Origin of the sequence: Cryobacterium sp. M15, assembly GCF_002929675.1 — a bacterium.
In the GTDB taxonomy this organism is placed as follows: Bacteria; Actinomycetota; Actinomycetes; order Actinomycetales; family Microbacteriaceae; genus Cryobacterium; species Cryobacterium lyxosi.
This window is the reverse complement of record NZ_PJJW01000031.1, coordinates 17,523-29,923: the sequence shown is the minus strand read 5'-3', so window position 1 is coordinate 29,923 and position 12,401 is coordinate 17,523. Positions and strand designations below refer to the sequence as shown.

Sequence of the window (12,401 nt, the reverse complement as noted above, 5' to 3'; positions counted from 1 at the left end):
TGTCCCAATACCCATCCGGAGACTGAAAGGAGAAAACGAACATGATCGTAGACAACAATCTGCCGAAGTGGGAATCGCCCACGCTCGCAGAAATCCGCGTGTCAGCTGAGGTAACCGCTTACGCGGGCACCCTGGATATGTAAGCGATCCGGTGTGGTGCCGGGCCGAGTTGGCCCGGCACCCCACCGGATTCACAACGAAAGGATGCGGCGGGGATGTGGGCACGCGTACTGGGATCGGCAGCCGGGGGAGGGTTCCCGCAGTGGAACTGTGCATGCCCTCAGTGCCGCGCGGTACGAAGCGGCTCGCGACCCTGCGTTCCACGCTCCCAGTCGTCCATTGCGGTCAGCGCTGACCGGCAGCAATGGTTTCTGTTCAACGCCTCACCGGACATCCAGTCACACATAGAATCCTTTCCCGCCCTGCACACCGACGACGGTAGAGTGACGCGGCTACAAGCTGTTCTGCTCACCGACGCTGAACTCGACCACACGCTCGGCCTGCTCCTGATACGGGAGGGTCGCGGACTCGAGGTGCACGCAACAGAGTCGGTGTACGAGACCCTCACCACCGGAACCGGGATACTGCGAACGCTCAAAGAGTATTGTCCGGTGACGTGGCGACCGGTGGTCCCCGGCACCGAGGTGCTACTGGGCGGGGGGCTGTCGTACCGTGCTTTCGACGTCCCCACCACGAAGCGGATGCGCTTCGCCGGCGCCGCGGAGAAAGGCAGGGTCGTGGGTTACCGCGTCACGGACACCACCAGCCGTCAGAGTTTGGTCTACCTCCCGTGCGTGCAGCAGCTCACGCCCGACATTCTGGAGGAGTTGACGGACTGCTCCACCTTGCTGATCGATGGCACCTGCTGGAGTGATGACGAGATGCCCAGCCTCGGCCTGGCTAGCAAGACCTCGCGTGACATGGGACATGTTCCAATCGACGGGCCGAGCGGCAGCCTTGAGCTGCTGTCACCGCTGCTCATCGATCACAAGATCTACATCCATATCAACAATACCAATCCGATATTGCTCGACGATTCGCCAGAACGGCTGCTTCTTGCCCGGCATGGCATGGAAGTCGCCGTGGACGGGCTTGAACTTGAGATCTAAGGAGCAACGATGACGCTACTACTCACATCCGAAGAAACGGTACTACTCACACCCGACGAACTAGAAGCGACGCTCCGCGCGCACGCGAAGCAATACCACAGCGAGCATCCGTTCCATCGCCGTATGAACGAGGGACAGTCCAGCCCCGAGGAAATCCGCGGGTGGGTGGCCAATCGCTTCTACTACCAGTTGAACATTCCCCGGAAGGATGGGGCGATCCTCAGCAACTGCCCAGACCGTGAGGTACGACGCCGCTGGGTCCATCGGATCACTGACCACGACGGCACCACGGAGGGAACCGGCGGAATCGAGTCGTGGCTGCGTCTCAGCGAGGCCGTTGGCCTGACTCGTGAAGAGGTAGAAAACTCGCAGCACCTGCTACCCAGTGTGCGATTCGCCGTCGACGCCTATGTCACCTTCACACGCACCCGGCCATGGGTGGAGGCAGTGGCATCGTCGCTCACCGAGCTGTTCGCACCCGACCTGATGGCAAAGCGGCTCGCGGCATTCGAACGCCACTACACCTGGATCGACCCAGAGGGTCTCGCCTACTTCAGGACTCGGATCACCCAAGCGCCCCTCGACTCAGAGCACGGTCTCGCGATCGTGAGGGAGCACTGCGTCACTCCAGAGACGCAGGCAGCCGCCGTGGCGGCGCTGTCCTTCAAGTGCGATGTGCTGTGGAGCATGCTCGATGCGATTGACCAAGGCTATGGAACTCACTGACGAGGACGCCCGGCCGCGGTTGGCGCCGCACGTGCGGCTGACCTACAGTGCCGCGCGCAAGGAATATGCGCTGCTCTCACCGGAGACGATTTGGGTCATCAACGCCACCGGAGCCGCGATCGTGGAGCTGTGCGACGCCCAGCGAACTATCGCGGAGATCAGTGCCGAACTGCGCGACCGATACGACCAGGTCGCTGAAAGCGACGTCCGAAGCTTCGTGGCGAATCTCGTCACCAAGCATGGCATGGAGGTAAATCATGGAAAAGCCCTACGGACTGCTCGCTGAGCTCACATACGCCTGTCCGCTGCAATGCGCCTACTGCTCTAATCCGCTCGAGCTCGACGCCTATCGCGATGAGCTGAGCACCGAAGACTGGCAACGAGTATTTGCCGAAGCGGCGGAACTGGGTGTACTTCAGCTGCACCTCTCGGGCGGCGAGCCGTTGCAGCGCCACGACATCGTCGAATTGGTGCAGTGCGCTACCGACCTGGGCTTGTACACCAACCTGATCACCAGTGGGCTCGGTCTGTCCACTCGTCGTGCCGAGCAACTCCTCGCCGCAGGCCTCGACCACATACAGCTCAGTATCCAGGCCGATGAAGCGGCCCTGAACGACCAGATCGCGGGGACTACTTCGTTCGAGCGCAAGCAGGTGGCCGCGCGGCTCGTCAAGCAGCTGGGCTGGCCACTCACCCTCAACGTTGTGTTGCACCGGCAGAACATCGACCGGATCGGCGGCATTCTCGATATGGCGGTAGCGATGGACGCGGACCGTGTAGAGCTGGCAAACACGCAGTATGCCGGCTGGGCAGGGCATAACCGCGATGAGTTGCTGCCGACCCGGGACCAGCTGGAGCGCGCTGAGGCGGTGGTGCGGGCGGCACGAGAACGCCTCGGCGACACAATGGAGATCATCTACGTCATCCCGGACTACTACAGTAAGTATCCCAAGCCCTGCATGGACGGTTGGGCCAGTCGCCAGTTCACGGTCGTACCCAACGGCGAGGCGCTGCCGTGTCCGGCGGCCCACGAGTTGGGCCGCGCCCTTGACCTGCCCCCGGCCAACGTGCGCGAGCATTCCCTGGAGTGGATCTGGGAGTCGGCGCCACTGTTCCAGCAGTATCGCGGCGACGCGTGGATGCCAGACCCCTGCCGCAGCTGTGACCGCAAGGAAATAGACTTCGGCGGCTGTCGTTGTCAGGCCTTCGCACTCACCGGCGACGCTGCCCGGACTGACCCGGTCTGTCATCTCTCGCCCGACCACGGGATCGTTGAGGATGCGGTGGCGGCAGCTAACGACCCGCTGCGTCCGCAGGAGAGCTCGCTGACTCCCCGCTCGAAACTGATCCGCACCAAGAAACGGACGACCGCCAGTACGCGGGGGATGTCCGCGACAACGCTCGTTCAGTTCTCCGAAACCATATTGAAAGGCAGGCAATGATAGGCGTAATAGCGCTCGGATTCGTCCTCGGTATGGACAACTTTCGCACATCGATCGTGCTCGGACTACTCAAACCAACCTGGCGCGAGTCACTGAAAACGTCCTTGTACTTCGGCGTCTGGGATGGTGTGGCACCGCTCGTCGGGATGCTTGTCGGCGTGTTCATGAGCACCAAGATCTCTGACACGGCCGAGATGATCGGTGCGGCCGTCCTGGCCGGATACGGCCTCTATCTCGTGATCAAATCGATCCGGTCATCCAAGCGTGTGGACCCGGACATGAAAGTCGCTCGACGCTGGCTGCCCGTGCCGTTGAGCCTCGACAATGTGGCCGGGGGCGCGGCCCTCGGCCTCGTAGGCGGAACGGTATGGATCGCGCCTTTGCTGTTCGGTGTCACCACCGCGATCCTGTCGTTCGCCGGACACGCGATCGGTAAAACGGCCGTCAACCTGGTCCCCTTCAGCGTCCGTCCAGACCTGCTGACCGGAATCGGCGTTCTGCTGATGTCGGGCCTGATGTTCACGGGCGTAGGCGACTTCTGATGTCGAACATCGACGTACGTAACAGGGGGGACGCCAGTGCGCGGCCGCTGTGCTATCACTGCCTGGAGTCCTATGCGTCGGCGGATGCTGACCGGCACACGGTGCCAGTCAGCTGCGAGGCCGTCTGTCCGCGCTGCAAGATGATGCCCGCGTGCTATACGTGTCGAAACATGTATTGCGCCTGCGAAGTGCACCAACACTGAGGGGCTCGGCGTGACGATTGAGGTGGCGTGCGTCCCTAAATGTTCAGCGCACGACGTACCGCGCTCACGTTTCGCCGGGACACCGGCACCCTGGTGTTCTCGCGATTGTCCATGACCAAGACCAGTTCGCCCTTGTCTCGGCGTTCCACCTCCCGAATTCGGCTGAGATTGACAAGGTACTGACGGTGCACTCGCAAGAAAACGCCAGTATCGGTCAGCTCGTTGTCGAGTTTGTCCAAGCCGGACAGAGCAGCGCGCAGCCTGCCTTCATTCGTGAGAAGCCACACGTCGCTGCCATCTGATTCGGCCACGGCGACCTCTGACGTCCCGAGCAGCACCATGCGATTCTCCTCGCGAAGGGCCACTATTCGACGGGACTGTCCCAGCAAGACCCCGCCTGTTTGTGCCTGTCGGAACTGCTCGCCAGCGAAGCCACCGAACGAGATCAGGTGTCCGATCACAGTACGGTGCAGAAAGACGGGGCGAATTCCGATCGATAACAATTCGTCTGCCCGAGTGGTGAGGATCTGCGTTGAGCCGGTCCATCCCGGGTCTGCGCTCGCCCGCTTAGTGGCATAGCGGGCAGCGTGGATGAATGACGGGAGCTGCGGAGTCCAGCGCACGGCGGGGTTGACCGCGGGGGTGTTGCCGGGCACGCCGAGAATGATGCTCGCCGCATCGTCGGCGATCACCACCCCACCTGCCGTGTCGACGGCGACGAGTGACTCGTTCGGCCTTCCCCCGGCGTGGGAGAAAGCGGCGAGCATCTCACTGCCGCTGTCGTGGGCGCGCTTGCGCAAACTGTTCTGGGCATGGGTGGCAGCGGTCTCCAGCCATCTGCGCGAGGATGGTGGCAGTTCAGTGCGCCAACACGAGATGTTCAGGACGGCGAGTGGCTCCCCGCCCACCACGTCCCGCACCGCGATACCTCCGCAGGACCATTCGTGGAAGGCCTGGGCCCAATGCTCCGATTGCCTGATCAGAACTGCGTGCTTGGTTTCGAGTGCGGTGCCCATGCTGTTCGTGCCCACCGCGCCCTCTGACCAGCAAAACCATGGCGCGAGGCCGCCCTCAGTGGCGATTGAGCGGGTGTTCTTGTCGCCCCAGGCGGCCAGAATTCTGCCGCTGGCGTCGGCAACGGTGATAACGCCTCCGGTGTCGGCTAGCTCGTTTGCAATGGCAGCGGCGCGAAAACCCAGCTCTGCGAAGACGACATCTTGATCGAGGGAGTGCGTGACCTGTGAGACCGCGCTTGGGGCCTCGGACAGAAACGGGTCGATGTGGTACTGATCCCTGGATCGCTGCCACGAGATCGCCACTTCTGGCCTCACACCGTAGACATCGTCCTCTCCCTGAACAAATCGTTGCCACGCGCCATGGATGTCGGTCGCGGTCGAGTTGCGGGATGTCGGCTGGGGTCGCTGGTCATTTGAAATAGTGCACTGCCTTAGGGCTACTCATCAAATTGCACGGTCTACCACGAGATCCAAAATGCCAACCTCGGACGGGCATCGCTGGTACGGACTGCTCCTGGCCCGATGTGTGAGCCGGCCGGTGCAGTGAGTGCTCCCGCGGTGCATCCACCGAACGCGATTCGCTCCACTATTACATTCGCTGGTGTAATAGGAAACCATATGGCGCGGCAGCCCTATTCGCAAATCCCAGATTTACCTACCTAAACAGGTGGTTCGAACCGTCTGAATTAGCGTTTCCCCTACCCGCAATTGATAAGAGGATGGGGTTATCGTTTTTTTCTGGAAAGGCAGTCCGATGCGACAAACCTCTGCTTCTTGTCTCGATGCATGGATGGGCCGGGAGGCCTTCGCCGAGGCCATGATTCCGGTGATAGGCCGCCTGTACCGCGAAAATAACGTGCTGCTCAATATTCATGGCCGGAGTTTGATCAACAACTCCACAATGGACATCCTCAAGGCGCACCGCTTCGCGCGCCGGATCGGCAAAGACGAATTGCTCCCGGAGGAGACTTTTCCGTTACTCAACACTTTGGCGAAATTGCAGCTCGGTTCGGCCACGATCGACATTGCCAGCCTGAACCAGAAGTTCACAGAAGATGGCAACGGTGCCACCTTGGAGGAGTTCCTTCGTGCCGAGCTCGCCGGGATCGTGGGCAAGCACGGTTACGAGGACGGTACCAGCACCGACGTCGTGCTCTACGGCTTCGGCCGGATCGGCCGACTCTTGGCCCGCTTGTTGATTGAAAAGGTCGGTGGCGGTCACGGCCTTCGCCTGCGTGCCATTGTGGTGCGCCGTGGGTCTGACAACGACCTTTCCAAGCGTGCCAGCCTGCTGCGCCGTGACTCGGTTCACGGTCCCTTTGACGGCACCATTCGAATCGACGAGGATGCCAACACCATCACGGCCAATGGGGTGCAGGTGCAGGTCATCTACTCGGACAACCCTGCCACCGTTGACTACGCAGCCTACGGCATCACGAACGCCTTGGTGGTGGACAACACCGGCTGTTGGCGTGACGCCACGGGGCTGTCCCAACACCTGCAGAGCACGGGTGTTGCACGGGTACTGCTGACCTCTCCCGGGGATGGTTCGCTGAAGGACATCGTCTACGGCATCAACCACGACACCATCACTGATGCTGACCGGATCGTGTCGGCGGCGTCCTGCACCACGAACGCCATCACGCCGGTGCTCAAGGCCATAAATGACAGGTTCGGGGTAATCCACGGCCACGTCGAAACCGTCCACTCGTTTACCAATGACCAGAACTTGGTCGACAACTTTCACGAAGGTGCCCGGCGCGGCCGTTCCGCCGCACTGAACATGGTGATCACCGAGACCGGTGCCGCGAAGGCAGTGGCCAAGGCTCTGCCCGAACTGCTGGGCAAGCCCACGGGCAGCGCCATCCGTGTCCCCACGCCGAACGTCTCCCTAGCCATCTTGAACCTCAGCCTCGAGATCACAACGACCAGGGACGAGGTGAATGACTACCTTCGTGAGATGTCGCTGCATTCTGACCTGCGCGAGCAGATCGACTTTATTGACTCACCCGAGGTAGTCTCCACCGACTTCGTCGGTTCCCTTCGTACCGGCATTGTGGACGGAGTCGCCACCGTTTCAACAGACAAGACCCTAATTCTCTATGTCTGGTACGACAACGAGTTCGGTTACAGCTGCCAGGTGATCCGCGTCATGGAAGAGATGGCTGGTGTGCACCGCCCGTTCTTCCCCGCGACTGATGTCGTTCGGGAGGCCTTGTCCGTGCTTGCCGCCGTGTGAGCCGTGACACGAAAATTAAAATTCTCCCCAGCGGTGACGATCGCCTATCAGGGTGGCAACACGCGATGGCACATCGCGCACCAATGTTTGAAAACGGCGGCGGCCCCGATGTCATCCGCGGCCACACGCGCCGACTGGACCATTGACGCCATCATTGCGATTGGCGGGGAGGGTCCCGTGCTGTGGCCGAGCGGCTCACGGACGCAGGACTAAAAAACGTGGATGTTCCCCAGGCTGTGGACAACGACCTTGATACGACCGAATACAGCTTCGGTTTCGATACCGCCGTGCACATCGCGACGCAAGCCTTCGACAGGCGGGGGCCTACCGCAGAATCCCATCACCGATGCATGAGCGCAGGTCGTTCCGCAGGAGCGCTACGACGAGGCCGCGGTCTTGTTTGGCTGAGCCTCGTACGCGGTGATCTGGCCGATGCGTCGCACGTGGCGCTCGGCATTGCGGAAGGGCTCGGCCAGGAATGCCTCGATCAGTTCGGTAGCCTCCTCAACGGTGTGCTGGCGACCCCCTAGGGCCACCACGTTCGCATCGTTGTGTTCGCGAGCCAATTTTGCCGTCTCGAGGTTCCAAGCCAGGGCCGCGCGCACGCCTAAGACCTTGTTCGCAGAGATCTGCTCACCGTTGCCCGAGCCGCCCAACACTATCCCGAGGGCGTCCACGCCCGCGGCTTGGTCGGCCACGACGGCGGACGCGGCAGTGATGCAGAATGCCGGATAGTCGTCTTCGGCGTCATAAGCCGTGGGGCCGTGGTCCACCATCTCGTAGCCTTTGGCTGCCAGTGCCGTGATCAGGTGGGAACTGAGCTCCATGCCGGCATGGTCGGTTGCGATGTGAACGCGCATGAGTGGTCCTTCAGACTTGTCGGGGTTACGTGTGGCTGGAGTGGAGTGCTGCTGTGAAGGCACGCTGGCCTGCGTCGCGCAGTGACGCAATGGCATCCGCAGGCGAGGACTTGCCATAGACGGCCGATCCGGCGACGAAGACGTTGGCTCCCGCTTCCGCGGCCCGCGTGATGGTTTCTTCGGTGATGCCGCCGTCGACCTGAATGGCCACGTCAACCCCTGAACCCTCGATAGCTTCCCGGGCACGGCGGATCTTGGGTAGCACAACATCCAGGAACGACTGCCCGCCAAAACCGGGCTCCACCGTCATGATCAGCAACATGTCCAGCTCCGAGAGCATGTGCAGATACGGTTCAACGCTCGTAGCCGGGCGAAGCGCCATGCCTGCCTTGGCTCCCCTGGCCCGCAGCTCGCGGGCCAGTTTGATGGGTGCGTCCGACGCCTCCACATGGAAGGTCACCGAGGCCACCCCGGCATCGGCGTAGGACGGCGCCCAGCGGTCGACATCGGAAATCATCAGGTGCACGTCCAACGGCACTGGGCTGACCTTCTGCAGCCGTTCCACCACCGGCAATCCAATGGTGAGGTTCGGCACGAAGTGGTTATCCATGACGTCGACGTGAACGGCGTCGGCGTTGCCGATGCGGGCCAATTCGGCTTCGAGATTGACGAAGTCGGCCGAAAGGATGCTGGGATTGATGCAGCATTGCAAGGGTGAAATGGACATGGTGTCTGCCTTTCGGTAGCGGTTTAGAGCGTGCGGATCGGGCCCGGATTAGGCCGGCAGCGTCGTAGCTGAGAGATCAGCGGATGGGGGCGCGTTCCCGGGCCGTGACGAGGGCGCCCTCCACGTCGGCCAGAAGTTCCTTCCAACTGGCTACGAACTTGTCCAGTCCTTCGGATTCCAGGAGGGCGACGACCTCGGTGTACGAGATGCCGAGGCCTTCGAGGGCCGTGAGCACGCCGGCTGCTTCCTCGTAGGTGCCGGTGATGGTGTCACCGGTGACGACGCCGTGATCGAAGGTCGCGTCGAGTGTCTTTTCCGGCATGGTGTTCACGACGCCGGCAGCAGCCAGGCCGGTGACATATAGGGTGTCGGGGTAGGCGGGGTCTTTGACGCCGGTGGAGGCCCACAGGGGACGCTGAGGCAGTGCGCCGGTTTCGGCCAAGACTGCCCATCGCTGAGTGGAGAACAGCTCTTCGTAGACTTGATAGGCAAGACGGGCATTGGCCACACCTGCCTTGCCCTTGAGCGCCTTGGCCCCGTCGGTGCCGATGGCATCGAGGCGCTTGTCAATCTCGGTGTCCACTCGGGAGACGAAGAACGATGCCACCGAGTGGATCTTGGAGAGGTCATGGCCGTTTTCCATGGCCAGTTTCAGACCGGACTGGAAGGCCTCGATAACTGCGCGGTAGCGCTCCAGCGAGAAGATCAGAGTGACGTTGACGCTGATGCCTTCGGCCAGGGTCGCCGTGATGGCCGGAAGGCCTTCGAGTGTTGCCGGAATCTTGATGAGGACGTTGTCCTTGCCGACTTTTTTGTAGAGCTGCTTGGCCTCGGCGATCGTCCCGTCGGTATCCCAAGCGAGGCGGGGATCGACCTCGATCGAGACACGGCCGTCGACGCCCTTGGTAGCGGCGGCAACCGGGGCGAAGAGATCGCACGCGTCGGCGACGTCGGTGGTGGTGATCTCGAAGATCGTCTCATCGAGGCTGCTGCCCCTGGCCGCAAGTTCGGCGATCTTGGCGTCATAGTCCGTGCCGGACGTTATCGCGGCCTGGAAAATGGACGGGTTGGTGGTGACGCCCACGACGTTTTTTTCGTCAATGAGTTTCTGCAGGCTACCGCTGGAGAGCCGTTCGCGGGAGAGATCGTCCAACCAGATGGACACGCCGGCATCGGAAAGCTGCGCGGTGGGAGTTGACTGTGTCATGACTTGAGCTTCTTTCTTCGAAAACAGTGGTTAGTTGCGTGCCGCGGCGCGGGAGGCTTTGGCGGCGGCGACGACTGCCGGCACCGTGATGCCGAACTCCTGGAATAGGCGTTGGTAGTCGGCCGAGGCACCGAAGTGCTCAAGGCTGACGGAACGGCCGGCGTCGCCGACGAATTCCTTCCAGCCCAAAGCAAGACCCGCCTCAACGGAGACGCGGGCCGTGACGGCGGCTGGCAGGACGGACTCGCGGTAGGCGGCGTCCTGTTTGTTGAACCACTCGACGCACGGCATGGAGACCACGCGGGCGGCGATACCCTCGGTGGCCAGTGCTTCGCGAGCTTCAACGGCGAGTTGGACCTCCGAACCGGTCGCGATCAAGATGACCTGAGCGGTGGTGACGGAGCCGACAGCGACGGCTTCAGCCAGCACGTACCCGCCCCTGGCCACTCCGTCGGCTGAGCCGAATTCAGTGGAGGTGGCCACGCCCGTGCCCCGGGCGTAGGTGGGAATGTTCTGACGGGTGAGCACAATACCGGCAGGGTTCTCCGTGGTTTCCAGGATCTTCTTCCAGGACGCGGAAACCTCGTTCGCATCGCCGGGGCGAACCACGTCCAGTCCCGGGATGGCGCGCAGGGTAGCGAGCTGCTCTACCGGCTGGTGGGTGGGGCCGTCCTCGCCGAGGCCGATCGAGTCGTGCGACCACACGTATATAGACGGGACCCCCATCAACGCGCTCAGGCGTATGGCAGGGCGCTGGTAGTCGCTGAAAATCAAGAAGGTACCCGAGAAGGCCCGCGTGGGACCGCCCAGGTGAATGCCGTTGACGATGGAGGCAGCTGCGTGTTCGCGAATCCCGTAGTGCAGTACCCGGCCGTAGGGGTTGCCGGACCACGTGTCGGTCTGCTTGGATGCCGGCACGAACGACCCATATCCCTCGATGGTCGTGTTGTTGGAGCCGGCAAGGTCGCAAGAGCCGCCCCAGAGTTCGGGAAGCACGTCGCCGATGCTGTTGAGGACCTTACCGGACGCTGCACGGGTGGAGATGTCCTTGCCGGGTTCAAAGGTAGGAAGGTTGGCTTCCCAGCCGGCCGGAAGCTCTTTCTTTTCGATGCGCTCGAGCAGGGCAGCGTTTTTCGGGTTGGCGGACTTCCAGGCGTTGAAATCGGTGGTCCATTTGGCATGGGCTTCCGCTCCGCGGTCCATGACTTTGCGGGTGTGGGCCAGGATTGCCGGGTCGACGTCGAAGTTTTTGTCCACGTCGAATCCGAGCTCAGCCTTCAACGCTGCCACTTCGGCGGCCCCCAGAGCGGATCCGTGGATGGCACCCGTGTTCTGCTTCTTGGGCGAGGGGTAGCCGATGATAGTGCGCAGGGAGATGATAGACGGCTTGGAGGTCTCGGCCTTCGCAGCCAGCAAGGCTGAGTACAGGCCTTCTACGTCTTCAACGTACTCGCCCGTCTCGGTCCAGTCCACGCGCTGGGTGTGCCAGCCATAGGACTCGTAGCGTTTGAGAACGTCTTCACTGAAGGCGATGTCGGTGTCGTCCTCGATGGAGATATGGTTCTCGTCATAGACAACCACGAGGTTGCCCAGTTCCTGATGCCCGGCCAGGGAGGACGCCTCGCCCGTGACGCCTTCCTGCATGTCGCCGTCGGAAGCAATAACCCAGATGGTGTGGTCGAACGGGCTGGTGCCCGGGGCAGTGTCGGGATCCATGAGCCCGCGCATCCGGCGCTGCGAGTAGGCGAATCCCACTGACGAGGCCAGGCCCTGGCCGAGTGGGCCCGTGGTGATTTCCACACCCTTGGTGTGCTTGTATTCCGGGTGTCCGGGCGTCAGTGAGCCCCAGGTGCGCAAGGCTTCCAGGTCGTCGAGCTCCAGCCCGCAGCCCGACAGGAACAACTGGATGTACAGGGTCAGTGAGCTGTGCCCGGGGGACAGGATGAAACGGTCGCGACCTATCCAGTCGAGGTCCTTCGGATCGTGTCGCATCAGCTTCTGGAAAAGAAGGTAGGCGGCCGGGGCAAGGCTCATGGCGGTGCCAGGGTGGCCGTTGCCGACCTTCTCAACGGCGTCCGCGGCCAAAACCCGGATTGTGTCCACGGCGCGCCGGTCCTCGGACGTCCAGGACAGTATCTCTGAATCTGTTGTGCTGGAATAGGTAGCTCTCGGATTCACGATTAATCCCCTTTGATTCGATCATCGGCCTGTAGCGGTCGAACGGATGATTCTGCTTGGTACCTACCATCTCTAAACAAACGCGTAGGAGTAATACTGTTTTCTGACGGTTCTAACTACACTTTGGGATAGGTTAAGAGTCTTTTCAACCC

General features: G+C 61.9%; 12 protein-coding genes and 1 pseudogene. 8 read left to right on the top strand and 5 right to left on the bottom strand.

The annotated features are described in order from the left end of the window. Positions 1–41 precede the first annotated feature (41 nt). The 6 genes from pqqA (at position 42) to CXY83_RS03840 (ending at position 3,819) form a co-directional block, all read left to right on the top strand. Positions 42–143 (top strand): pyrroloquinoline quinone precursor peptide PqqA, encoded by a 102-nt coding sequence (pqqA, locus tag CXY83_RS18520; protein ID WP_104134078.1) that lies wholly within the window; start codon positions 42–44, stop codon positions 141–143. Positions 144–215: 72 nt separating this feature from the next. Next, positions 216–1,109 (top strand): pyrroloquinoline quinone biosynthesis protein PqqB, encoded by an 894-nt coding sequence (gene pqqB, locus CXY83_RS03860; protein WP_104196086.1) that lies wholly within the window; start codon positions 216–218, stop codon positions 1,107–1,109. A gap of 9 nt (positions 1,110–1,118) precedes the next feature. Next, on the top strand, positions 1,119–1,835 hold the full coding sequence (gene pqqC, locus CXY83_RS03855) for a pyrroloquinoline-quinone synthase PqqC (RefSeq protein WP_104196085.1): 717 nt from the start codon (positions 1,119–1,121) through the stop codon (positions 1,833–1,835). Beyond that, positions 1,822–2,121 carry a pyrroloquinoline quinone biosynthesis peptide chaperone PqqD gene (pqqD, locus tag CXY83_RS03850; protein WP_104196084.1) on the top strand — a complete coding sequence of 100 codons (300 nt, stop codon included), beginning with the start codon at positions 1,822–1,824 and terminating at the stop codon, positions 2,119–2,121. The genes pqqC and pqqD overlap by 14 nt, the downstream gene beginning before the upstream one ends. Further along, complete coding sequence (gene pqqE / locus CXY83_RS03845) at positions 2,093–3,277, top strand: pyrroloquinoline quinone biosynthesis protein PqqE (RefSeq protein ID WP_104196083.1); 1,185 nt, start codon at positions 2,093–2,095, stop codon at positions 3,275–3,277. The genes pqqD and pqqE overlap by 29 nt, the downstream gene beginning before the upstream one ends. Continuing rightward, positions 3,274–3,819: a manganese efflux pump gene (locus tag CXY83_RS03840; protein ID WP_104196082.1), complete on the top strand. Its 546-nt coding sequence runs from the start codon at positions 3,274–3,276 to the stop codon at positions 3,817–3,819. Before pqqE ends, CXY83_RS03840 begins: the two co-directional genes overlap by 4 nt. A gap of 238 nt (positions 3,820–4,057) precedes the next feature. On the opposite strand, the gene CXY83_RS03830 is transcribed toward CXY83_RS03840, so the two are convergent. Next, complete coding sequence (locus tag CXY83_RS03830; RefSeq protein WP_199184875.1) at positions 4,058–5,341, bottom strand: DNA-binding protein; 1,284 nt, start codon at positions 5,339–5,341, stop codon at positions 4,058–4,060. A 451-nt stretch (positions 5,342–5,792) separates the two neighbouring features. Between CXY83_RS03830 and CXY83_RS03825 the strand changes: the two genes are divergently transcribed. Next, positions 5,793–7,277: a glyceraldehyde-3-phosphate dehydrogenase gene (locus CXY83_RS03825; RefSeq protein ID WP_104196079.1), complete on the top strand. Its 1,485-nt coding sequence runs from the start codon at positions 5,793–5,795 to the stop codon at positions 7,275–7,277. Positions 7,278–7,459: 182 nt separating this feature from the next. Further along, positions 7,460–7,594 (top strand): annotated as a pseudogene (locus tag CXY83_RS18035) (6-phosphofructokinase); the annotation flags it as partial. Positions 7,595–7,654: 60 nt separating this feature from the next. Here the strand turns inward: CXY83_RS18035 and CXY83_RS03815 are convergent. From CXY83_RS03815 to tkt, 4 genes are all read right to left on the bottom strand, one after another. Further along, on the bottom strand, positions 7,655–8,137 hold the full coding sequence (locus tag CXY83_RS03815; protein WP_104196078.1) for a ribose-5-phosphate isomerase: 483 nt from the start codon (positions 8,135–8,137) through the stop codon (positions 7,655–7,657). A 25-nt stretch (positions 8,138–8,162) separates the two neighbouring features. Next, the gene (rpe, locus tag CXY83_RS03810; protein WP_104196077.1) at positions 8,163–8,864 is read right to left on the bottom strand and encodes a ribulose-phosphate 3-epimerase; all 702 of its coding nucleotides are present in this window, start codon (positions 8,862–8,864) and stop codon (positions 8,163–8,165) included. Positions 8,865–8,940: 76 nt separating this feature from the next. Next, positions 8,941–10,071 (bottom strand): transaldolase, encoded by a 1,131-nt coding sequence (gene tal, locus CXY83_RS03805; protein ID WP_104196076.1) that lies wholly within the window; start codon positions 10,069–10,071, stop codon positions 8,941–8,943. Between the two features lie 30 nt (positions 10,072–10,101). Further along, on the bottom strand, positions 10,102–12,249 hold the full coding sequence (gene tkt / locus CXY83_RS03800; protein ID WP_199184874.1) for a transketolase: 2,148 nt from the start codon (positions 12,247–12,249) through the stop codon (positions 10,102–10,104). Positions 12,250–12,401: the final 152 nt, after the last annotated feature.

Bases quoted from the DNA above. Each gene is read 5' to 3' on its own strand.
- pqqA (WP_104134078.1), top strand. From the start codon at position 42: ATGATCGTAGACAACAATCTGCCGAAGTGGGAATCGCCCACGCTCGCA.
- pqqB (WP_104196086.1), top strand. From the start codon at position 216: ATGTGGGCACGCGTACTGGGATCGGCAGCCGGGGGAGGGTTCCCGCAG.
- pqqC (WP_104196085.1), top strand. From the start codon at position 1,119: ATGACGCTACTACTCACATCCGAAGAAACGGTACTACTCACACCCGAC.
- pqqD (WP_104196084.1), top strand. From the start codon at position 1,822: ATGGAACTCACTGACGAGGACGCCCGGCCGCGGTTGGCGCCGCACGTG.
- pqqE (WP_104196083.1), top strand. From the start codon at position 2,093: ATGGAAAAGCCCTACGGACTGCTCGCTGAGCTCACATACGCCTGTCCG.
- CXY83_RS03840 (WP_104196082.1), top strand. From the start codon at position 3,274: ATGATAGGCGTAATAGCGCTCGGATTCGTCCTCGGTATGGACAACTTT.
- CXY83_RS03825 (WP_104196079.1), top strand. From the start codon at position 5,793: ATGCGACAAACCTCTGCTTCTTGTCTCGATGCATGGATGGGCCGGGAG.
- CXY83_RS03815 (WP_104196078.1), bottom strand. From the start codon at position 8,137: ATGCGCGTTCACATCGCAACCGACCATGCCGGCATGGAGCTCAGTTCC.
- rpe (WP_104196077.1), bottom strand. From the start codon at position 8,864: ATGTCCATTTCACCCTTGCAATGCTGCATCAATCCCAGCATCCTTTCG.
- tal (WP_104196076.1), bottom strand. From the start codon at position 10,071: ATGACACAGTCAACTCCCACCGCGCAGCTTTCCGATGCCGGCGTGTCC.